The organism is Maribacter sp. LLG6340-A2, from assembly GCF_045057105.1.
Classification (GTDB): Bacteria; Bacteroidota; Bacteroidia; order Flavobacteriales; family Flavobacteriaceae; genus Maribacter.
The window spans coordinates 2,274,584-2,296,741 of the sequence record NZ_CP159332.1 but is presented as its reverse complement, the minus strand read 5'-3'; the positions used below and the strand labels follow the sequence as shown (position 1 = coordinate 2,296,741).

The following is a 22,158-nucleotide window of genomic DNA, read 5'->3' as shown; positions in this document are numbered from 1 at the left end:
AATTTTTGAATAAAATAGCAAACACTTTCAATACAAGTAAAAGATTTGTTTCCATATTTAATTTGTTCTTTGGTTTGTTTTCTGCACTTGTATTTGCCCAAGTACAAGAACCTACCAAAGAGCTTCCTGAAATTAAATTATTAAAAAATGAATTTATTTTTGATGAGGCTCCGTTTATGCAATGTCATGCCCCAACAATTGTAGCCTTAAAAAACGGAAGTCTCATGGCATCTTGGTTTGCAGGTACGCATGAAAGACATCCAGATGTAGCTATTTACACCAGTACCCTAACGAACAATAGCTGGTCTGCCCCAAGAAAAATTGCTACTGGTATGGAAAATGATAGTATTCATTACCCAACATGGAACCCTGTATTATTTGAAAATGACCAAGGCGTTCTTTTCAATTATTACAAAGTAGGCCCTTCACCATCTACATGGTGGGGCATGTACAAAACATCTACAGATAACGGACAACATTGGTCTCTACCTAAAAAATTACCCTCTCCTATACTAGGGCCTATTAAAAACAAGCCTGTTCAATTCAATGGACATACCATAGTTTCTCCCTCTAGCGTAGAATTGGAAGATGGCGCTATATGGAAAGCCCACGTGGAAATTTCAAATGATAACGGCTATACCTGGAAACATATAGAAATACCATCTAAAAAAGATGTAAAAGTTATTCAGCCTACCATCATTCAATTGCCCAACAATTCCTTAAAAGCATTGCTAAGAAGCAATAAAAATGTAATTATGGAAAGTGTAAGTACAGATTTTGGAGAAAGTTGGTCAATGGCAAAAGCGGGTACCGTAAAAAATCCAAATAGCGGTATTGATGCGGTAACCTTAAAAAACGGTGGCTTTTTATTGGTCTACAACCCAACATTAAGCGGTAAACACTGGTCTGAAGGTAGGCAAACCCTTAATTTAGCCTATAGTGATGACGGGGTAAATTGGAAAGATGTCTTACAATTGGAAAATGAAGAGGAAGGGGAATTTAGCTACCCGGCGATCATTCAAGACAGCAACGATTTTGTGCATATTGTTTACACATACAATAGGGAGCGAATTAAGTATTTGAAACTAAAGGTTAAAAACTGAACATAAAAAAACCCTTCATTTACTGAAGGGTTTTTTATTTTGTACTCGAGGTGGGAATCGAACCCACACTCCGAAGAACTGGATTTTGAATCCAGCGCGTCTACCAGTTCCGCCACTCGAGCATAAATACCATACAATCTGGTATTTTTAAATTGGACTGCGAAATTAAATAATTTTTTTCTTTCTACCATCAAAAATTTCAAACATTTATACAGCTGCAACCAATTTTAATTTTTAAATTTGCACCTCCTTAAAAAACAGGGCCTTCCATAGGATTGAATCTGTTGCTGAGGTAAATAAGACAAAAAGATATGCCATATCAAGTTCCGGAACCAAAAATTTTTGCATGTACCCAAAGTACAGCTCTAGGCGAAAAGATTGCCAAAGCTTATGGTGCAGAATTAGGGAAAATCTCATTTTCTCGCTATAGTGATGGTGAATTTCAACCCTCTTTTGAAGAATCTATACGAGGTACCAGAATATTCATTATTGGATCTACGCACCCGGGACCGGAAAATTTAATGGAAATGTTGTTAATGATAGATGCCGCTAAAAGAGCATCTGCACGACATATAACAGCTGTTATGCCATATTTTGGATGGGCAAGACAAGATAGAAAAGATAAACCTAGAGTACCTATTGCCGCAAAATTGGTGGCTAAGATGTTAGAAACCGCAGGGGCTACCAGAATAATTACAATGGACCTCCACGCTGATCAGATTCAGGGCTTTTTTGAAAAACCTGTGGATCATCTTTTTGCATCTACATTGTTCTTACCATATTTAAGAAATCTTGGATTGGAAAATTTAACCTTGGCATCTCCAGATATGGGTGGTTCCAAAAGAGCTTATGCCTATTCCAAAGCGTTGGACAGTGATGTTGTTGTTTGTTATAAACAACGCGCCAAGGCCAACGTAATTTCGCACATGGAGCTTATTGGCGATGTACAAGGCAAAAATGTGGTACTTGTTGATGACATGGTTGATACTGCGGGTACGTTGACCAAAGCTGCAGATTTAATGATAGAGAGAGGCGCGTTAAGTGTTAGGGCCATTGCTACGCATGGTCTATTATCAGGGGATGCATATGAAAAAATAGAAAAATCTAAACTTACCGAGCTAATCATAACAGATTCTATTCCAGCGGAGGTGAAAAGTAATAAAGTAAGAGTTTTAAGTTGTGCCGAGTTATTTGCCGATGTAATGGACAAGGTGCACAACAACAACTCTATATCCTCTAAATTTTTAATGTAGACATCTAGCTTTCATGGCATAGGTGTTTTTTTAAGATTAGAGAAAACCATTGAATATTAATTTTTAATACATATAATGAAGTCAATTACAATTAAAGGATCAGAAAGAGAAAGCGTGGGCAAAAAGGCAACGAAGGCCCTACGTAATGCTGGAAAGGTTCCTTGCGTGGTATACGGAGGGGATAAACCATTACATTTTTCAGCAGATGAACTAGCGTTCAGAGACTTGGTTTACACTCCAAATGCACACACAGTTGCAATTGAATTGGATGGTGGAGCTTCTCTAAAAGCGGTAATGCAGGATATACAGTTTCATCCTGTAACCGATAAAATCATACATATTGATTTTTATCAATTATTTGATGACAAAGTGGTTACTATGGACATCCCGGTACGTTTGGTAGGAAACTCTCCTGGTGTACGTAACGGTGGACGTTTGCTATTTAGAAAACGTAAGCTTGCCATTAAAGCATTACCGGATAAATTGCCGGATTTCTTCGATATTGATATCTCAAAATTAAAAATAGGTCAGAATATTTCTGTAGCCTCATTATTAAATGATGATTTCACAATCTTACATCCAGAAAGTCAAGTTGTTGTACAGGTTAAAACTGCACGTACCGCAATTGTTACTGATGATGAGGATGAAGAAGGAGAAGAAGGAGCTGAAGGTGCTGCAGAGGCAACTGAAGAAGCTGCTCAAGAATAAACTTCTTAACTTAAGTATTACAAAAAAAGCATCTCGATATCCGTATCGGGATGCTTTTGTATTTTTGCCGCAAAACAAAGTCTAAATGTTCCAATTTTTAAAAGGACTTTTTAATACACGCCCAAGTGCACCTAAAGAAGAAGACCTCATGAAAAAATTTTTGATTGTCGGCCTTGGCAATATTGGTGATGAATATACCGAAACCAGACATAATATAGGTTTTAAGATATTGGATGAATTGGCAAAAGCCAATGAGTTTACTTTTGAAACCGCTAAACTTGGAGATTTAGGTACGTTCAAGATTAAGGGAAGAACAATTATTTGCCTTAAACCTTCTACCTATATGAACCGTAGTGGTAAAGCTTTAAAATATTGGATGGATAAGGAAAAAATTCCTCAGAGCAATATTTTGGTCATTACCGATGACATCAACTTACCCTTTGGCACTATACGCATTAAAACGAAGGGCAGTGATGGAGGCCACAATGGATTAAAGGACATTCAACAACATTTACAGACCCACGCCTATAACAGGTTTAGATTTGGTGTGGGAGCTAATTTTGGTAAAGGTAGACAAGTAGATTATGTATTGGGCCAATGGAACGAGGAGGAGCGTAATTTAATCAAGGAACGTTTATCTAGGTCCGCAGAAGTAGTCAGCGCCTTTGTTCTTAGCGGCATTGCCAGGACTATGAACCAATTTAACAATACTTGATTACAGCACTTTAAAATTATAGATGCCAGAATTAGATTTGTTCCCTTCCGCATCTATTACCACTACACTCCAATAATAGACCGTATCCGAAGCAACGGAAACCTTAATACTGTTTACGGAGGGCTGCAGCGAACGTATTAAGTCCGTTGGTGGTGTTTCCACTGAAAAATATACTTCATAGTTTACGATATCGTTATCCAGGTCAGAAGCAGTCCATGAAAGGACAACTTCATTATTAATATCCTTAAACACATTCTCAGACGAGGTCGGACTTACAATAGTAGCAGGAAAAGGAGCAAATGTTGTATTGGAACCGGCATTATAAAAATTCCAAATTTCACTGGACACGGTTTGTTCTACCTGACTATTTTTAGAACGTACCAACCATGAATATTGCATTCCTTTCTCCAAAGGTAACGTTGCAGAAGTGTTAGAGGAAGTTATCGTCTGTACCGTTTGGGTTGCTACATTGGTGACCCTTAGCTCATAGGCTTCCGTATTATCCGCAGCGGTCCAATTAAATTCTACCTGACTTTTCTCCTCTCCTAAACTTAACCCCGTAGTACACTCAGAATTCTGTTCGGGAAACAGCAACATCACCGCTTCAGGGGGTTGAGCCGACCTTTTTTTCTTACATCCTATAAAAATGAGGGTAAAAGATAAGGCTATGAAAATAATGCGCATCATTCTTTAATCATTTTTAAAGTGCCTTTAGTGTTCATTCCCTTAAATTTCAGATAATACAAACCTATGGAAAATGCACTACAATCTATCTCTATTCTATTTTGTTGCGGAATAAAGGTAGCTCCTGATATCAATCTACCATCGGCACTAAATATCTGTACAAAAACGGGACCTGGATCATACCCAAAATAAATATGGGCAGTATCGCTAACCGGGTTAGGGAATACCATGGCCTGTTCCTCAAAAACAAATTCTTCCTCATAAGTACCTTGGCACGCCAAATTGGTAGTCACCTTAAATGTATTGAGTCCCTTCTTTAAATTTAATGTCACCATAGGTTCATCGGTCAACAAAAGTTCACCATTATGGACAATGGTATATAAAGTTGAACCAAGTAAGGAAAATGTAATTTGACTACCGTCCAAGTTTACCTTAGAAGTAACATTAAGTGGAGACGGTTCCGTAATTTGAATTTCAACGCAATACTCCTCATAGGTAATAGATCCATCCGTACCAACGATACAAACGGAATAGGTGCCCGAAGCCAAATTTGCCAAATTAAAAGTATTTGAAAAATTTTGAACAAGCTCCACATTGTTACCTGTAACAGTAGCTTGATAATCCAAGGCTAATTTAGGAGTTATTGTAATGGAGCCATCATTATTTTCACTACACGTTTCGCTTTCTACCCTAACCGTAAAATTTTCACTAGGAAAACGATAAACCGCACAGCCGGATGCATTGACCTCCTGTCCTAATGGTGTATCCAAACACAAATCATCACCATCATCAAACACACCATCTTGATCATCATCTGGCCTAAAATCGCCTTCAACACAAACCTCTAATTCAAAAACACGCAACCGCCCTCCGTCAGAAGGAGCGTTATCGCGAACCTCCAATATCCATTCACCCAAAAGCGATTCCCCATTAAAGTAACTTAGATTTCCTAATGGTCTAACGGTACCGCTTATACCGGGTTCCGGACTACAAACAAAACTAGGGGCATCATCATCAAAGGTAGCCACAATATTACGGGCCTCGCCACATGAGCTAGATACCAAGGTTACCTCTGTACCTTCTGGAGATGTTAGCGTAATTACCAAATCCGCCAAAAATGTGTGTTCTATATCAAGAACAACATTAATATCGGCAATAGGTAAATCCTCGAAAAAAACAATCTTAGACGATATAACCGGGGTACCGCTACTGGAAATTGCAATAGGTAAGCCTGCGGTTGCTTCCTTGGTAGTACAATTAAATTGTATGGTGGTAAAACTGAACGGGGCACCAAAAACACCTTCGCCACAATCATTTTTTGGTTTCACCCTCCAGAAATATTGGCTGTTGTTCTCTAACAGCACCGGTTTATAGGAATTAGTAGTTACGGTTGCTGTTTCAACAATAGCGGTAAAATTGGTATTGGTCGCTATTTCAATATCGTACAAAGTACTACCTATTTGGTTTTCCCATTGCAACTCCACATCAATGGATGCATTTTCCAAACCGTCTTCCGGCGCCACCAAACTCACCACCTCAAAATCATCATCATATACCCTTAATAGTAAGGTAATATCTTTTGTAACCGTTGCCGAACTTGCCACAATTTCTATAGGGTAGGTGCCTTCGGCCAGGGTTGGCACCCCTTCTAAATCCAGCAAAACCGAAGTATCTGTTTCAGTTACGGTTGCTGGGGTAAAGGTAGCCGTTAAACCATTTGACAAAGAAGGAGTACTAAAGGTGGTTTCCTCGTTAAACCCCAAATACGTTTCATATGTAAAGGGAATATTGATATCGTTAGGCTTACAAACATCAAACTCCACCTCATTAAAATTCAAAACAATTTCTGATGGAGTAATAGAAAAATCAGCGGCATTGACCGCAAAAAAGACATTCTCATCTGCCTTGACCATAATTCTACCGCTATCCGTATCAATACTAGGAACAATTATTCTTTGACTACCGTCATTCAAAACATTTTCTGCCAATACGGTAGGATACGATAAGCCGCCGTTGGTAGACAAATAAATAGAAACCGTCTCTGCCGAAATAGGCGCAATATTGGTATCCGCAACATCCCAGGTAATAACCTGTATAGAGCCAGCAATTAAAGATTCCTCGGTATCCAATGAAGTAACTACAAAAGGGCCGGCATCATTTATTACGGTAACATTCATCTCATCTGATATACTCTGCCCGCCATTTAAAGCATTGTCACGCACGGTTAACGAAAAGTTTAATGGCCTTCCAATATTAGAGACTGTTTCCCAAGCATCTCCTTGTCCCGGTAATACCTGTGTAAGCTGTCCACTTAAAATTCGGTTAAGATTTGGGAAATAACGTCTTGGTAAAACGCTGGGCGACAAAGACCTAAAATTAGCCCCTGCAGGATTATTGGGGCCAAAAGTATTTTGCGTAACCACGCCATTATCAATTTGTTCCCAAGCATAACTCAACACATCCAAGGAATCCTGGTCATTTGCCTCTCCACTTAGAACAAATGCCGTACCCTTGGGTATAATGTAATCCTGCAAAGGAGTTAATGTAGGAGGTGTATTTACAATAGCTGTTGTTTGACCGCAAGAAACCGTTTGAAGATATTCCCTTATCTGTTTTATACTTACATAATGGAAATAATCATTACTGTTGGCCGCCACATTATTATTGCCGGTAATACCGGCATAGCCCATTATCGTAGTTCCACTTGCGGGTTCTACCTGCACAGTGGTGCCTTCTGAAATATGTGAAAAAGTGTGGTTTGCACCAAATTGATGGCCCATTTCATGTGCCACCAAATCAATATCGAAAGCATCTCCTGTAGGTGTGGATAATGTGGAATACGCACTTCCTTTTCTACCATTCTTGCAAACTGCTCCAATAAAACCAGAATTGCCATCCAAGGTATTATCTTGTTGATTGAACAAATGCCCTATATCATAATTTACATCGCCGATAACATTGGTTAAAGTATTTTGAACCTGCGAACTTAAACTACCCGTATACGGATCGTTTTCCGGATCCGTATAAATAACGTCATCCGTATTATCTATCAATTGTAATGAAATTGCCAAATCACGCTCAAAAACACCATTGACCCTAGTTAATGTAGCATTGATAGCGGCCAAGGCATCTGCCTTTGTTCCTCCATGAAATTGTGTGTATTCCCCAGATGCGGATATAGCTATTCTAAATGTGGTTAGCGTTTGGTCATCTACCAATTTAGCCGTCAAATTCTGGACATAGTCCATAACATGGGGCTTTGTTTTACAAATAAACCGTAAATCGCTTTTGCTTTGTTCAGCCCTCCGGTATAAAATATAGGTATCTCCCTTGGTCTTTTGCATAAACAGGGCTTCCTCTTCCCCTACTTTATTGAACATACTCTGAATACCCTTTGGGGATACGCTAAAACGCACTTGAAAGCCAGGGTTGTTCAAGGCTGTACCTTTATAGGATTTAATGGAAGGATATTTTTGGGCCAAGGCCTTTGAAAACAGGGGTATCTCTTCTACACGAAAGGGAATTTGATTGCCTTGTTCATCAGGAAAATAAATAATCTTTGACGTTTTATTCGCAATTAAACTTTGCACAAATAGTTCCTTGTCCAGAATAAAACCCTTTCCCTTCTGCACCTGTAATCGTTGCTGGGAAATCTGTTTATTGACCGTAGATAGTTCAGTTTTTTTCCAGTATGTACTTTGAGCTACCCCGGAAAAGGAAAGAAATACTATGGTAATTGAAAAAACTAGGCGTAATTTTGCAACCATCAGGGGGCTTTTATCTCAGAATCAAATATAAGTCTTTTTATTTTCTATCATAGGTGATTACAGTTCGCAACATTTCCACATATCATGAAAAACATCCCACGGTCATTACCATTGGTACATTTGACGGGGTACATATTGGTCATCGTAAAATACTGGATAAAATCATAAATCATGCCAAGACTACGGAATTAAAATCTTCTGTACTAACATTTTTCCCGCACCCCAGAATGGTCTTGCAAAAAGATGCGGATATTAAACTTTTGAACACCATTGATGAAAAAATAATGATTTTGGAGCGTCTTGGCCTTGATGTTTTGATCATTCACCCGTTTACCAAGGAGTTCTCCAGACTTACCGCCACAGAATTTGTAAGGGACATTTTGGTAAATACCTTAAATACCAAAAGGGTTATTATTGGATATGACCATAGGTTTGGCAGGAATAGAACAGCCAATATCACCGATCTTACAGCATTTGGTAATGCATTAGATTTTAAGGTAGACGAAATACCTGCACAGGAAATTGAAGATGTTTCCGTAAGCTCAACCAAAATACGCAAAGCTTTGGAAGAAGGTGATATTGCCACGGCCAATAGCTACTTGGGTTATGAGTATATGTTAAGCGGTACAATTACAAAGGGCAAGGGTATTGGTAGGCAATTGGGATTTCCAACGGCTAATCTTTCTATTTCCGAGAACTATAAACTAATACCTAAAAATGGAGCCTATACCGTAAAAAGTACCCTAATGGGCAAAACGGTTTATGGCATGATGAACATAGGGTTCAACCCTACCGTTAACGGCACCTCAAAATCCATAGAAATTAATTTTTTCGATTTTAAAGCCGATCTCTATAACAAAAATATACAGATAGATATTTTGGCCCGTTTAAGAGATGAACATAAGTTTGAATCTGTAGATGCCCTTAAGTTGCAATTGGCAAAGGACAAGGAGCAATCCCTACAATTTATTAGAAAATAAGATGCTAGACAGGGTATTATTTCAACGCATTGATAATAGCCCCTTAATTATTTTTCGCATTTTTTTTGGAATCCTTATCTCATTGGAAAGTTTTGGAGCTATTGCCACCGGGTGGGTAAAAAGAAATTTAATTGAACCTACGCATTTTTTCCCTTTTATAGATTTTGAATGGTTACAGCCATTACCCGGAACTGGTATGTACTATTACTTTTGTATTATGGGTATTCTGGGCATTTGCATTGCCTTGGGATTTAAGTATAGGATAAGCATAATCACTTTTACCTTGATGTGGACTGCCACCTACCTCATGCAAAAAACAGCTTACAACAACCATTATTACTTACTTATTCTTATTTCTTTGATGATGTGCTTTTTTCCAGCACATAGGGGTAGTTCCGTTGATGTTAAAATGCAGCCTCAGCTAAAAGCTGATTCCATGTACAGCTATGTAAAATGGTTCATTGTCCTTCAATTGTTTATTGTATATACCTACGCATCTATAGCAAAAATGTACGGTGACTGGCTAGATTTTAGCATGATCAAAGTATTGATGCAACCAAGAAAAGATTATTTATTTGTTGGTGAACTGCTACAACAGCTTTGGGTGCATAAAATCATAGGTCTTGCAGGAATTCTATTTGACCTTCTTATCATACCGGCTCTCCTTTATAAGAAAACGAGAAACATAGCATTTTTCCTATCCATCTTTTTTCATGTATTTAATTCCATTGTTTTTCAAATAGGGATTTTCCCGTACTTGGCCTTAGCGTTCAGTGTATTCTTTTTTGATCCGAAAACAATTAGATCAATATTTTTCAAAACTAAAATACCTTTTAAACCAAAAGTGGTGCCTGCACCAAAATATAGGAATATTATAGTGGTCATGGCAAGTATTTATTTTATTCTACAAGTCTTATTGCCAGTAAGGCATTATTTTATTGAAGATGATGTGTTGTGGACAGAAGAAGGTCACCGCATGAGTTGGAGGATGATGTTAAGAAGCCGTTTAGGCAAAGGTACATTTATAGCTATAGATCAAAAAACCAAAAAAGAATACCCAATAGACCCTAAAGACTATTTGACATTTTCACAGAAACGCAAGGTTTTTTCCTATCCGGATTTTGCTTGGCAATTTGCCCAATATATAAAACAAGATTTCAAAAAAGACAATAAGGAGGTTGCCGTATATATAAAAAATTCCAAAATTAGCATTAATGGCAAACCCTACAGACCATTTATTGACCCCTCAATAAATTTAGCTTTAGAGCCCTGGAAACCATTGGAGCACCACACCTGGATCCTACCATCCAAGCCCTAAGAATATGACAATTAATCATGGAAATTTCACCGCACGTTGACATAGCTGCAATGGTATTCCCCAAGGATCACGGAGCATTACCAAATGGCTACCATCATCTTTAAAGACCTCTTCAAAAAAACTTGCACCAGCAAGAAGTAATCGTTGTTTGTCCTTTTCTGCATTTTCAGAAACAAATGCCACATGAAAGGTTAAAGGATGTCTCTTAGAAAAATCTTCTGCCAGTTCATCTTCACGGGTATAAAACTCTACTACAACCCTACCAGTACTATCCGCCAAGAAAGTCATATACGGAGCTTCTTTCTGTTGGTTGTCTATTGTCAGACCTAAATGGGTACAGTACCAATCTACTACCCCATCAATATCAGCTACATTTAACGCAAAATGTTCAAATACCATATTATTCGATGTTTAGACCTTAAAAGTATCTAATTTAAATAGAAGATTACCGTAAATTTGCAGGTAAATACCATACAATAATGTTACAAATACAAACCATAAGGGATAATAAGGAAGATATTATCCTAGCCCTTGGAAAAAGAAATATTGATGCGCAGCCCTTAGTGGAAAAAATGCTTAAATTAGATGAAAGCAGACGTGCTGCACAAACTAGTTTGGACAACGTTTTGGCAGAATCCAATAAAATTTCCAAAGAGATTGGTGTATTGTACAAAACCGGAAAGGTTCAAGAAGCAAATTTGCTAAAAGAACAAACCGTAAAACTGAAAGAAGAGTCCAAACAGTTAGGCGAAGACTTGAATACAGCGGAGGAAGAGTTAAAAACATTATTGTATCAATTACCCAACACTCCCCATAAAACGGTAGTAAAAGGCTCGTCAGAAGAGGACAATGAAGAAATATTCAGTGAAGGTGACGTACCAAAATTAAATGAAACCGCCCTGCCCCACTGGGAATTGGCAAAGAAATATGACATCATAGATTTTGAACTGGGCGTTAAGATAGCTGGTGCAGGTTTTCCGGTCTACAAAGGTAAAGGTGCCCGTTTGCAACGCGCACTTATCGCCTATTTCCTAGATAAAAATACTGAAGCGGGTTATACTGAAATTCAAGTGCCACATTTGGTAAACGAACTATCTGGTTACGGTACAGGCCAATTGCCAGATAAGGAAGGTCAAATGTACCATGTAACAGCAGATGACCTTTATTTGATACCTACGGCAGAGGTTCCTGTAACGAACATATTTAGAGATGTTATTGTAAATGAAAGTGATTTTCCTATTACCTATACAGGCTACACTCCATGTTTTAGACGAGAAGCAGGCAGCTACGGTGCCCATGTTAGAGGTTTAAATAGGTTGCACCAATTTGATAAGGTTGAAATTGTACGGGTAGAGCACCCTTCAAAATCATATGATGCCCTAGACGGTATGGTTGAGCATGTAAAAAATATTTTACGAGAATTAAAACTTCCATATAGAATTCTTCGTCTTTGCGGTGGAGACCTTGGTTTTACCGCTGCATTGACTTTTGATTTTGAGGTGTTTTCCACTGCTCAAGATCGCTGGTTGGAAATAAGTTCTGTATCCAATTTTGAAACTTATCAGGCCAATAGACTAAAACTAAGGTATAAGGATGAAAATGGAAAAAGTCAGTTGGCACATACCTTAAATGGTAGCTCATTGGCTTTACCACGTGTTTTGGCTGGAATCTTAGAAAATTACCAAACTCCAGATGGAATTAAAATTCCTGAAGTATTGGTGCCTTATTGCGGATTTGACATGATTAATTAGATTGTTTTTTACCCTATACTGATTACTGCAACCAACTAACCAAAGGGTACTTTGTAATCTAGATCCCATTGGGGCCAAAGTCGATGGTATAAAATACTTATACCTGCAATAATTATTTGGTTCAATATATAACAACGGCTTTTCTTTATTTTAGATATTAAGCCGTACGGAATACTTTGCATAATCTATTGATTATCTAAGTTATAAATACTAGCTATTATGGGTAAGCAACTGGAGCATATTACACCTCAACTACAACAATTCATAGCGCAACAAAAAATTTATTTTGTTGGTACCGCAGCTGCTACAGGAAATGTAAATGTGTCTCCTAAAGGCACGGATTCCTTTAGGGTCATTGACCGAAATACCATTGTATGGTTAAACTTGACCGGTAGCGGCAATGAAACAGCGGCCCATTTGCTCAAAAATAATAGAATGACCATTATGTTCTGTGCTTTTGAGGGTAAACCAATGATTTTACGCCTCTATGGTACCGCAGAGATGTATCATAAACGAGATCAACAGTTTAACGATTACAATAAACTTTTTCCAGATAATCTAGGGTCTAGACAAATTATTAAAATGCATGTTGATATGGTACAAACTTCCTGTGGCTTTGCAGTACCGTTTATGGATTATAAGGAGGAACGTACTACCTTAAATGATTGGGCTACCAAACAAGGTACTGAGAAAATTGAAGCTTATTGGAAAAATAAAAACACCAAGAGTATAGACGGTTTTGACACCAACATAATAGCAGATTAAGCAACTATTAGTACAAAACAATACTTAAAGAGGTAATTAATTTTCTTAAAGCTCTCTTTTCATGCATATACCAAAATGTTACGGCCCCTATAAGCAAATACCAAAACAGGCATACATAAATAGACTTGATATGTACCCAATATCATGAACTTATTACATTCTGTGTATCTTTGAATATGCAAAAAATTATATTTTTCTTATCCTTTTTGGCCATACCGTTTACGGTATGGTCACAGGATGATTTTTTGGCCAAGCAATATTTTGCCGATGGAGATTTTGAAAAGGCCGTTGTTTTCTATGAGAAGTTAGTAGAAAAAAATCCACGGAGAACAGAATACGCACAGGATTTGGTGTCTTGCTATCAACAGTTAGAACGGTATATAGACGCAGGTGATTTTCTAAGGACAAGATTAAACGATAGAAATCCCTACCCCACCCTTTTGGTAGACCTAGGTTATAATTACGCCCTGCAAGAAAAAGAAAAAGAGGCCGACATCTACTATGAAAAAGCACTTCACATTATTCAAAAGAACCCCAATTATGGTTATGCCGTAGGCTTACGTTTTCAACACTATAGTCTACTTGATTTAGCTGTTCAATCCTTTAAAAATGCCATGGAGTTGAACCCTGGTCTAAACTATGATTATCAATTGGCCAGAATTTATGGGGAGCAGGGCAAAATAGAGGATATGTACAATGCTTATCTTAACCTGGTTAGCGATGGTAAAACCTCTAAATCAAATATTCTTAGAAGTATTGACGATTTTATATCAGAAAATGCAGACGACCCCAATAATGTTTCCTTTAAAAAAGTGCTATTGGAAAGGGCACAAAAATCTCCAGATATTCTTTGGAACGAGTTGTTGAGTTGGTTATTTGTTCAACAAAAACAATTTAGCAGTGCCTTTAGACAAGAAAAAGCCATCTTTAAACGCATAGATGGCAGTTCTACCATGAGATTGGAAAGTTTGGGAGAACAGGCTTTGGAAGAACAGGATTTTGACGTAGCAAAGGATATCTTTAAATTTATCATTGATAATACTAATGATGAAGTCACCCAATTAAATGCTGAATTACATCTTATAGATATTACGCTAAATGATGGTGCCAAAGCTAATTTGGCCAACGTTGAAAAACAATTTGAAACCCTTATAGACCAATACGGATACCGGCCCCAAACCCTTCAACTTCAAGTGGCCTATGCAAAATTCCTGACCTTTAGGAAAAATGACCCTAAACCCGCAGAAACCTTGCTCAAAAATAGCTTGGATCTTCCATTGAACACAAGAGGAACTGCATATATCAAATTAGCATTGGGAGATATTTTGGTGTTCGATAAAAAATTTAATGAAGCACTTATTTATTTTTCACAGATACAGCAAAAATTAAAGAATGATGTACTTGGGCAAGATGCCAGGTATAAAGTGGCACAAACTAGTTTCTATAAAGGGGATTTTGATTGGGCCCTAACACAACTAAAGGTTTTAAGAAGTTCAACATCGCAGTTGATTGCAAATGATGCCATGCAATTAAGCCTGTTGATTTCTGACAACTCCTTAGAAGACTCTACACAAACCGCACTAAAAAAATATGCTCGGGCAGATTTTCTAGCCTATCAAAACAAAACAACGGAAGCCATTACGGCCTTGAACGATATTCTTGAAAAACATAAGGGCGAAAAAATTGAGGATGATGCCTTGTTCAGACAAGCTCAATTATTAGAATCCCAAAAAAAATATGAGGAAGCCCAATTCAACTATCAAAAAATAATCACTTTTTATGGTAAGGGAATTTTAGCGGACGATGCCCATTTTGCCCTTGCCGAACTTTATAGAAAAGAGTTCAACAATCCTTTAAAAGCCAAGGAGCATTATGAACAAATAATCTATAACTATCAAGACAGTTACTATTTTCCTCAAGCTAGAAAGAATTTTAGAATACTTAGGGGAGACGCTATTAATTAAAAATTAAAATTGCATCGATTATCGCATCTGCTTAAATTAACTTTGCAGTGGTTTTAATCATAACATCTCAACCCCTATTCAACCATGTTTATTTATAATATTACTACCAATATTGAAGAAACCCACCATAAAGAGTGGTTGCAATGGATGAAAGAAGTCCATATACCTCAAGTTTTGTCCACAGGAAAATTTCTGAGTGCAAAGTTCACCAAAGTATTGGTAGAGGAAGATATGGGCGGAGAAACCTACTCCATTCAATATACCGTTAAGGACAGACCCACTTTAGAACGTTATTATGAAGAAGATGCACCTGGGCTTATCAAACAAATAGAACAAAAATTTGCCGGTAAACTGGTTTCTTTTAAAACAGAATTAGAAGTGGTAGACGAATATTTTGTGCAACGTTCTACAGCTACCCATTTACTGTTCTCATATGGCACCATACAGCAACTGGATGTACAATTAGGAGTATTTTCAAGACCATTGGTAGGTTTTGAGGATGAGTTGGCACAATATACCGTTTCTGAAGAAAAAATAGCCGGTCTTTATCCAACCTTACAACATACCGGGAATACCAATGATGTAATCAAAGGACAGGTTTATACGTTGACCCATCAAGAATTACAAAAAGCGGACGAATATGAAGGCGAGGCATATCAACGCATACAGATAGAACTTGGTTCCGGAAGAAATGCATGGGTATACATTTCCAAGTAAGGAACATTTAAACAATTAAGATGGGGACAAAACGGAAAAAAAATAAAAATAATAAATACGCTTCTAAAAAGCACCATGATAAAGGTCCCGTTAAAGCAAAAAAACATTTAGGCCAACATTTTTTAAAAGATGAAGCTATAGCAAAGCAAATTGCAGATACTCTTTTACAAAAAGGATATGACAATGTTATAGAAATTGGTCCGGGTACCGGGGTATTGACCAAATATTTGTTAGCTAGGGAAATTAATTTGGTGGCAATGGATCTAGATACAGAATCCATAAAATATTTAAACGAAACCTTTCCGTTAGAACATTTTACCCTTTTACAAGGTAAAGGATCTTTTAAAGTGATAGAGGCAGATTTCCTAAATTATGACCTAAACGCACTGTTCAACAACCAACCTTTTGGTATAACAGGTAACTTCCCTTATAACATATCTACCCAAATCGTCTTTAAAATGTTAGAGCACCGTGACCTGGTGCCTGAGTTTTCCGGAATGTTCCAAAAAGAAGTGGCAGAACGTATCTGTGCACAGGAAGGCAGCAAAACATATGGCATTCTCTCTGTCATTGCCCAGGCCTTTTATGATAACGAATATCTTTTTACGGTTCCACCAGAGGTTTTTGACCCTCCACCAAAAGTACAGTCTGGCGTTCTACGCATGGTCAGAAAAACCAATTATCACCTTCCTTGTGATGAACAATTGTTTAAAAGAGTCGTAAAAACGGCATTTAACCAACGTAGAAAGACCTTACGTAACAGTTTAAAAACCTTTACTCTTTCAGATATTCTCAAAGAAGATACTATATTTGACCAACGACCAGAACAACTGTCGGTCGAAGATTTTATAGCCTTGACGAAGAAGATAGCGGATGACACCCTTTAAACTTACAGAAGAACTTGTACAACATATAGAACAGCTCATTGAAAATAGAAATGATGCTGAATTAAATACTTTGTTACAAGATGTTCATTATGCCGATATTGCCGAAATCATTAATGAACTGGATGATGATGAGGCAACCTACTTGATAAAATTATTGGATAGTGATAAAACGTCCGATATTCTTACCGAGTTGGATGAGGATGTCCGTGAAGCTATTTTACGAAACCTTTCCTCCAAGGAAATTGCCAGTGAGCTTGGCGAACTTGATACGGATGATGCTGCCGATATTATTGGTGAGCTTCCAAAAGAACAGGTACAGGAAGTCATTTCCAAAATAGAGGACCGGGAGCATGCCAAGGATATTGTAGACCTTTTACGTTATGCCGAAAACTCTGCAGGTGGACTCATGGCAAAAGAGCTTGTAAAGGTCAATGAGAATTGGAACGTACTTACTTGTGTTAAGGAAATGAGGTCGCAAGCCGAAAATGTTACCCGTGTGCACTCTATTTATGTGGTAGATGATGAAGATAAGCTTAAGGGTAGATTATCGTTGAAAGATTTATTGACCACCTCTACCAAAACACACATTAAAGATGTTTTTATAAAGAATGTAGATTCGGTAAACGTAAACGAAGACCCGGAAGAAGTTGCACGTATAATGAGCAAGTATGATTTGGAAGCCATACCTGTAATAGATGAAATAGGCAGGTTGGTTGGCCGTATAACCATTGATGATATTGTTGATGTGATCAAGGAAGAGGCTGAGCGCGATTATCAAATGGCTGCAGGTATATCTCAAGGGGTAGAGGCAGATGCCAGCATTTGGGAACTTACTAGGGCAAGACTACCGTGGTTGATCTTAGGATTATTTGGTGGTGCTGCGGCAGCGGTCATTATGGGCGGTTTTGAAGAAATGTTCAGGGAATACACGGTATTGTTCTTGTTTACACCACTTATTGCTGCTATGGCCGGTAATGTTGGTGTGCAATCTAGCGCAATTATAGTACAGGGTTTGGCCAATGACGATATCAAAGGCAGTATAAGCGATAGGTTGATCAAAGAAATGCTGTTGGCTTTATTAAATGGTTTTATCCTTTCTTGTTTATTATTAATTTTCACATGGATATGGAAAGGAGATTTCCTAACATCTTTGGCAATCTCCATTTCGCTTATTGCGGTTATTATTGTAGCTGGCTTTATTGGAACATTTGTTCCCTTGTTTCTGGACAAACGCGGTATAGACCCTGCAATTGCAACTGGTCCGTTTATAACTACCAGCAATGATATATTTGGTATATTGATTTACTTCTCCATAGCCAAGCTCATTCTTGGCATATAGAAAATTATGTTCACCAAGCTATACGATCTGTAGTATTTCATGATATTTCAGCGACACATTTAACTAGGTAAATGAAAAAAATAAATCTCAACGATAAATTTGAACAAATAGATTCATTCTGGCACCCGCATCAAATAGGTGTGGTAGATGACATGCAAGTACTATTGGCAAAATTAAAAGGTGAATTTGTTTGGCATACCCATGAAAACGAGGATGAACTCTTTCATGTTCAAAAAGGCACCCTGTATATGCAGTTCAAGGACCGTACGGAGGTAGTAAGACAAGGTGAAGTTATTATTGTACCTAAAGGTATAGCGCATTGCCCTATGACAAAAAACGGAGAAATAGTCCAAGTGCTTTTGTTTGAAAAATTAAGTACGCAACATACGGGCCAAACAAAACATGAAGTAACTAAAACGGACTACCCCAAAATTTAACCCCCCATAGAAGATGAAAGTATTACATGTAGACATTAACCATCCCCTTATCATTGAGCAATTTTCTGAACTAGGCTTTGAGAATCATGAGGATTATACTTCTACCAAAGAAGAGATAACCGCAAAAATTGCTGAATATGACGGGCTTATTATCCGTAGCAGGTTCACCATTGACGCTGATTTTTTGGATAAAGCCAAAAACCTCAAATTTATTGGTAGGCTTGGTGCCGGACTAGAGAATATAGATACACAGTATGCCAAATCCTTGGGAATCTATTTGGCCGCCGCACCGGAAGGAAATCGTAATGCGGTTGGGGAACATGCACTGGGTATGTTGCTTTCCCTATTTAACAAGTTGAACAAGGCAGACCGTGAAGTAAGAAACGGAAAATGGGACAGGGAAGGCAATAGAGGCTTAGAGTTAGAAGGAAAAGTGGTTGGTATTATCGGTTATGGAAATATGGGTAAGGCCTTTGCCAAGAAATTAAAAGGCTTTGATGTGGAAGAAGTAATTTGTTACGATATAAAAGGAGGTGTTGAAGATGAACACGCAAGACAGGTTGGTATAATGGAATTTCAAAACCGGGTAGATGTCATTAGTCTTCATGTACCACAGACCGAGCTAACGGTAGGTATGTTCCAAACGGAGTTTATTGAAAAATTTAAAAAACCTTTTTGGATCATAAACACCGCAAGGGGTAAATGTATAGATACCCAAGATTTGGTATCAGCTTTAAGATCGGGAAAAATCTTAGGCGCAGGTCTAGATGTATTGGAGTACGAAAAAACCTCTTTTGAGCATATGTTCACAGATGACAAATTACCGGATGCATTTCAATATTTGGTTAATGCGGACAATGTTATTCTCTCTCCCCATGTGGCGGGGTGGACCGTGGAGAGCAAACTTAAACTTGCCCAAACGGTGGTGGATAAGGTTAGAAATAAATTTTGCTAGGGTAACTGTCCATTTATTTTCATAACTTCCTACTGGCTTTAAGTCTCAACCACCTATGACCTAAAATGTACTAACCATGAAATATACCGCAAGTACACCAGAAGAATATATAGAGCAACTTCCTGTGGAACGCAAAACGGTTATTGAGAAATTAAGGGCTATAATACTAGAGAACTTACCAGAAGAATTTGAAGAACAACTTAGTTACGGTATGCTAGGTTATGTGGTTCCACATGCTATATATCCGCCAGGTTATCATGTAAAACCAGAACTCCCCTTACCTTTTATTAATTTGGCTTCTCAAAAAAATTACATAGCCCTGTATCATTCGGGTATCTATGCGGATAAAAATATAATGTCTTGGTTCGTTAATGAATTTCCCAAGCATACGGCCCAGAAACTGGACATGGGCAAAAGTTGTATCCGATTTAAAAAAATGGATGACATTCCTTACCAACTTATAGGACAGCTATGTACAAAAATGAGTGCCGAGTCATGGATTGCACTATATGAACAAAACATTAAAAAATAGATACCACTAAAACATATCGTATGAAGAAAAGAGTAACCGGTCTAGGAGGATTTTTTTTCAAGACCAAGGACCCAAATAAAATTAAGGATTGGTACCATACCCATTTAGGATTGAATACGGACCAATACGGTTGTACATTTTGGTGGAAAGACAAAGAAGGGAACGATTGCTCCACCCAATGGAGCCCTATGAATGAAGATACCACCTATTTTAAGCCTAGCCAGTCTAGCTTTATGATGAATTTCAGGGTTGAAAACCTTGTAGAACTATTGGAAGTTTTAAAAAAAGAAGGCGTTACCGTAATAGGTGAAATTGAGGAGTTTGAATATGGTAAATTTGGTTGGATTTTAGACCCGGACGGCAATAAGTTAGAACTCTGGGAACCAATTGATAAAGCATTTTTGTAATCATTAATATTTCTTTACATTTATAACCATAATAACCAACAATTATAACCATGTCAGAAGAAAACAAAGATTTTGGAGATAAGGCAGAAGATGCCTTTGACAACGCAAAAGAATCTGCAAACGAGTTCAGTGAAAACGCCAAGAAAACCGCAGATGAATTTACTGCGGGCGCTAGAGAAGCCTTTAGTGGAGCTGGAGGTGAAAATAAAAAAATGTTAGCCGGTATTATAGCCATTATACTGGGTTGTTTAGGTATTCATAAATTTATATTAGGGTATCAAAAAGAAGGTATTATAATGTTGGCCGTTACTCTAGTAATAGGATTTTTTACTTGTGGAATCGGTGCTTCAGCCATGGGTATTATTGGTCTTATTGAAGGCATCATCTATTTAACAAAATCTGATGAAGAGTTTTACAACACCTACCAAGTAGGTAGAAAACCTTGGTTCTAACATCTTAAAGTCGAGTTATTTAACTACTCGGCTTTTTTTATCTAAATTATTATCGTAATATTGCAATATATAAATATTACAATGGGAGTTACAAAAACACAAATTTTTAATACCAAACAGAATGAACTGGCCATCTTGTTCAAGGTTTTATCAAATCCTGCAAGAATTGCCATTTTACAATATATAAGCCAACAAGATTCTTGTATTTGCAATGATATTGTAGATGAGATTGGCTTGGCCCAACCCACTATATCCCAACACCTTAAAGAGTTAAAGAGTATTAATTTAATAAAGGGGGAAATTGAAGGTAAAAAAGTTTGTTACTGTATTGATTTAGAACGTTGGGCAGAAATCCAAAAAATGGTCAATTCCTTTTTTAATACGACCAAAAACAATTGTTGCTAATTAAAATTTTTATACATGAAAACATCGGAATTTTTAGAACTATTAAAAGAGAACACCAACAAATCTTTAGTCTTTGAATATCAACCGGGAGCACTGGTAGGTGCAAATTATCACATCACCGAGGTCAAGAATATTAGTATTGATGCTGTGGATTGTGGTGCCGGAACAGATGCATGGAAAGAAACGATCATTCAATTATGGGAAAGTCCATCAGAAATAGGTAAAAGAGATTATATGTCCGCTTATAAAGCGTTGGCCATACTGAACAAGGTGGATAAAATAAAACCCATGGAAAAAAATGTGGAAGTCAAATTTGAATATAGCAATGCAACCTTCCACACAGCGCAATTATTTGTTTTAGGACATCAAATTAAAGATGATACGGTCTTATTTCATTTAGGAGTTGAAAAGACAGATTGTAAGGCCAAGGAAACTTGTGGCGTACCAGAAACTTCAGCACAGACCATGGAAACCACATGTGCTCCAGATAGCGGTTGCTGTTAATACTTTGAGCGATGGCAGAAATAACAATAAGACCAATGTCAGCTACAGATTGGAAATCCGTAGCTGCTATATACGCAGAAGGTATAGCTACGGGCGTTGCCACATTTGAAACCAACATTCCCACTTATGAATCTTGGGACAAGGCACACTTGCAAACGTGTAGGTTGGTAGCTACAAAAGATGATAGCATACTAGGTTGGGCAGCATTGTCCCCCGTTTCTAGTAGATGTGTCTATGGTGGCGTTGCAGAGGTTAGTGTATATGTATCGCAATCTAGCAGAGGAAAAGGTATAGGCAAACAGCTTTTAATGCATTTGATACAACAGAGTGAAGAAGAGGGAATATGGACCTTACAATCTGGCGTGTTCCCTACCAACCATGGCAGTATAAAAGTACATAAAGCCGTTGGTTTTAGACAAATAGGAATACGGGAACGTGTTGGAAAATTAAAGGGTAAATGGATGGATAACGTACTTTTTGAGCGAAGGAGCAAGGTGGTAGGGGTAGATTAAACT

At 37.7% G+C, this 22,158-nt stretch carries 23 protein-coding genes and 1 tRNA gene; 20 read left to right on the top strand and 4 right to left on the bottom strand.

Annotated features, from left to right (window positions below):
• Nucleotides 1-5 precede the first annotated feature (5 nt).
• Nucleotides 6-1,103: an exo-alpha-sialidase gene (locus ABVM52_RS09720; RefSeq protein ID WP_405379964.1), complete on the top strand. Its 1,098-nt coding sequence runs from the start codon at nt 6-8 to the stop codon at nt 1,101-1,103.
• A 42-nt stretch (nt 1,104-1,145) separates the two neighbouring features.
• Here ABVM52_RS09720 and ABVM52_RS09715 read toward each other — a convergent pair.
• Nucleotides 1,146-1,225: transfer RNA gene (locus ABVM52_RS09715), tRNA-Leu, on the bottom strand.
• Between the two features lie 189 nt (nt 1,226-1,414).
• Between ABVM52_RS09715 and ABVM52_RS09710 the strand changes: the two genes are divergently transcribed.
• The 3 genes from ABVM52_RS09710 (at nt 1,415) to pth (ending at nt 3,779) form a co-directional block, all read left to right on the top strand.
• Nucleotides 1,415-2,356, top strand: a complete 942-nt coding sequence (locus ABVM52_RS09710; RefSeq protein WP_405379962.1) for a ribose-phosphate pyrophosphokinase — start codon at nt 1,415-1,417, stop codon at nt 2,354-2,356.
• Between the two features lie 75 nt (nt 2,357-2,431).
• Nucleotides 2,432-3,064, top strand: a complete 633-nt coding sequence (locus ABVM52_RS09705) for a 50S ribosomal protein L25/general stress protein Ctc (RefSeq protein ID WP_405379960.1) — start codon at nt 2,432-2,434, stop codon at nt 3,062-3,064.
• Between the two features lie 85 nt (nt 3,065-3,149).
• Nucleotides 3,150-3,779 (top strand): aminoacyl-tRNA hydrolase, encoded by a 630-nt coding sequence (pth, locus tag ABVM52_RS09700; RefSeq protein ID WP_405379958.1) that lies wholly within the window; start codon nt 3,150-3,152, stop codon nt 3,777-3,779.
• On the opposite strand, the gene ABVM52_RS09695 is transcribed toward pth, so the two are convergent.
• On the bottom strand, nt 3,780-4,466 hold the full coding sequence (locus ABVM52_RS09695; RefSeq protein WP_405379956.1) for a hypothetical protein: 687 nt from the start codon (nt 4,464-4,466) through the stop codon (nt 3,780-3,782).
• Nucleotides 4,463-8,230, bottom strand: a complete 3,768-nt coding sequence (locus ABVM52_RS09690) for a reprolysin-like metallopeptidase (RefSeq protein ID WP_405379954.1) — start codon at nt 8,228-8,230, stop codon at nt 4,463-4,465. The genes ABVM52_RS09695 and ABVM52_RS09690 overlap by 4 nt, the downstream gene beginning before the upstream one ends.
• A gap of 53 nt (nt 8,231-8,283) precedes the next feature.
• Between ABVM52_RS09690 and ABVM52_RS09685 the strand changes: the two genes are divergently transcribed.
• A complete protein-coding gene (locus ABVM52_RS09685; RefSeq protein ID WP_405379952.1) occupies nt 8,284-9,210 on the top strand; it encodes a bifunctional riboflavin kinase/FAD synthetase in 927 nt (308 codons plus the stop codon).
• A gap of 1 nt (nt 9,211) precedes the next feature.
• A complete protein-coding gene (locus tag ABVM52_RS09680) occupies nt 9,212-10,528 on the top strand; it encodes an HTTM domain-containing protein (RefSeq protein WP_405379950.1) in 1,317 nt (438 codons plus the stop codon).
• A 15-nt stretch (nt 10,529-10,543) separates the two neighbouring features.
• On the opposite strand, the gene ABVM52_RS09675 is transcribed toward ABVM52_RS09680, so the two are convergent.
• The gene (locus ABVM52_RS09675; RefSeq protein ID WP_405379948.1) at nt 10,544-10,927 is read right to left on the bottom strand and encodes a VOC family protein; all 384 of its coding nucleotides are present in this window, start codon (nt 10,925-10,927) and stop codon (nt 10,544-10,546) included.
• Between the two features lie 80 nt (nt 10,928-11,007).
• Here ABVM52_RS09675 and serS point away from each other — a divergent pair, with 80 nt between their 5' ends.
• The 14 genes from serS (at nt 11,008) to ABVM52_RS09605 (ending at nt 22,155) form a co-directional block, all read left to right on the top strand.
• The gene (gene serS / locus ABVM52_RS09670) at nt 11,008-12,279 is read left to right on the top strand and encodes a serine--tRNA ligase (RefSeq protein WP_405379947.1); all 1,272 of its coding nucleotides are present in this window, start codon (nt 11,008-11,010) and stop codon (nt 12,277-12,279) included.
• 219 nt (nt 12,280-12,498) lie between these two features.
• Nucleotides 12,499-13,044, top strand: coding sequence for a pyridoxamine 5'-phosphate oxidase family protein (locus tag ABVM52_RS09665; protein WP_405379945.1), 546 nt, complete (start codon nt 12,499-12,501; stop codon nt 13,042-13,044).
• A 176-nt stretch (nt 13,045-13,220) separates the two neighbouring features.
• Nucleotides 13,221-15,008 carry a tetratricopeptide repeat protein gene (locus ABVM52_RS09660; RefSeq protein WP_405379943.1) on the top strand — a complete coding sequence of 596 codons (1,788 nt, stop codon included), beginning with the start codon at nt 13,221-13,223 and terminating at the stop codon, nt 15,006-15,008.
• Between the two features lie 84 nt (nt 15,009-15,092).
• Nucleotides 15,093-15,725, top strand: a complete 633-nt coding sequence (locus tag ABVM52_RS09655) for a DUF4286 family protein (protein WP_405379941.1) — start codon at nt 15,093-15,095, stop codon at nt 15,723-15,725.
• Nucleotides 15,726-15,745: 20 nt separating this feature from the next.
• Entirely contained in the window at nt 15,746-16,612 is an 867-nt protein-coding gene (rsmA, locus tag ABVM52_RS09650) for a 16S rRNA (adenine(1518)-N(6)/adenine(1519)-N(6))-dimethyltransferase RsmA (protein ID WP_405379939.1), read from the top strand.
• Entirely contained in the window at nt 16,599-17,951 is a 1,353-nt protein-coding gene (gene mgtE / locus ABVM52_RS09645; RefSeq protein WP_405379937.1) for a magnesium transporter, read from the top strand. The genes rsmA and mgtE overlap by 14 nt, the downstream gene beginning before the upstream one ends.
• 71 nt (nt 17,952-18,022) lie before the next feature.
• Nucleotides 18,023-18,388, top strand: a complete 366-nt coding sequence (locus ABVM52_RS09640; RefSeq protein ID WP_405379935.1) for a cupin domain-containing protein — start codon at nt 18,023-18,025, stop codon at nt 18,386-18,388.
• 13 nt (nt 18,389-18,401) lie between these two features.
• Nucleotides 18,402-19,343, top strand: coding sequence for a 2-hydroxyacid dehydrogenase (locus ABVM52_RS09635; RefSeq protein ID WP_405379933.1), 942 nt, complete (start codon nt 18,402-18,404; stop codon nt 19,341-19,343).
• Between the two features lie 76 nt (nt 19,344-19,419).
• Nucleotides 19,420-19,875 (top strand): DUF1801 domain-containing protein, encoded by a 456-nt coding sequence (locus ABVM52_RS09630; protein ID WP_405379931.1) that lies wholly within the window; start codon nt 19,420-19,422, stop codon nt 19,873-19,875.
• A 20-nt stretch (nt 19,876-19,895) separates the two neighbouring features.
• Nucleotides 19,896-20,282, top strand: coding sequence for a VOC family protein (locus ABVM52_RS09625; protein ID WP_405379929.1), 387 nt, complete (start codon nt 19,896-19,898; stop codon nt 20,280-20,282).
• Nucleotides 20,283-20,332: 50 nt separating this feature from the next.
• Nucleotides 20,333-20,734: a TM2 domain-containing protein gene (locus ABVM52_RS09620; protein WP_405379927.1), complete on the top strand. Its 402-nt coding sequence runs from the start codon at nt 20,333-20,335 to the stop codon at nt 20,732-20,734.
• 81 nt (nt 20,735-20,815) lie between these two features.
• On the top strand, nt 20,816-21,139 hold the full coding sequence (locus ABVM52_RS09615) for an ArsR/SmtB family transcription factor (RefSeq protein ID WP_405379925.1): 324 nt from the start codon (nt 20,816-20,818) through the stop codon (nt 21,137-21,139).
• A gap of 15 nt (nt 21,140-21,154) precedes the next feature.
• A complete protein-coding gene (locus ABVM52_RS09610) occupies nt 21,155-21,643 on the top strand; it encodes a DUF6428 family protein (protein WP_405379923.1) in 489 nt (162 codons plus the stop codon).
• A gap of 11 nt (nt 21,644-21,654) precedes the next feature.
• Nucleotides 21,655-22,155 carry a GNAT family N-acetyltransferase gene (locus ABVM52_RS09605; protein ID WP_405379921.1) on the top strand — a complete coding sequence of 167 codons (501 nt, stop codon included), beginning with the start codon at nt 21,655-21,657 and terminating at the stop codon, nt 22,153-22,155.
• Nucleotides 22,156-22,158: the final 3 nt, after the last annotated feature.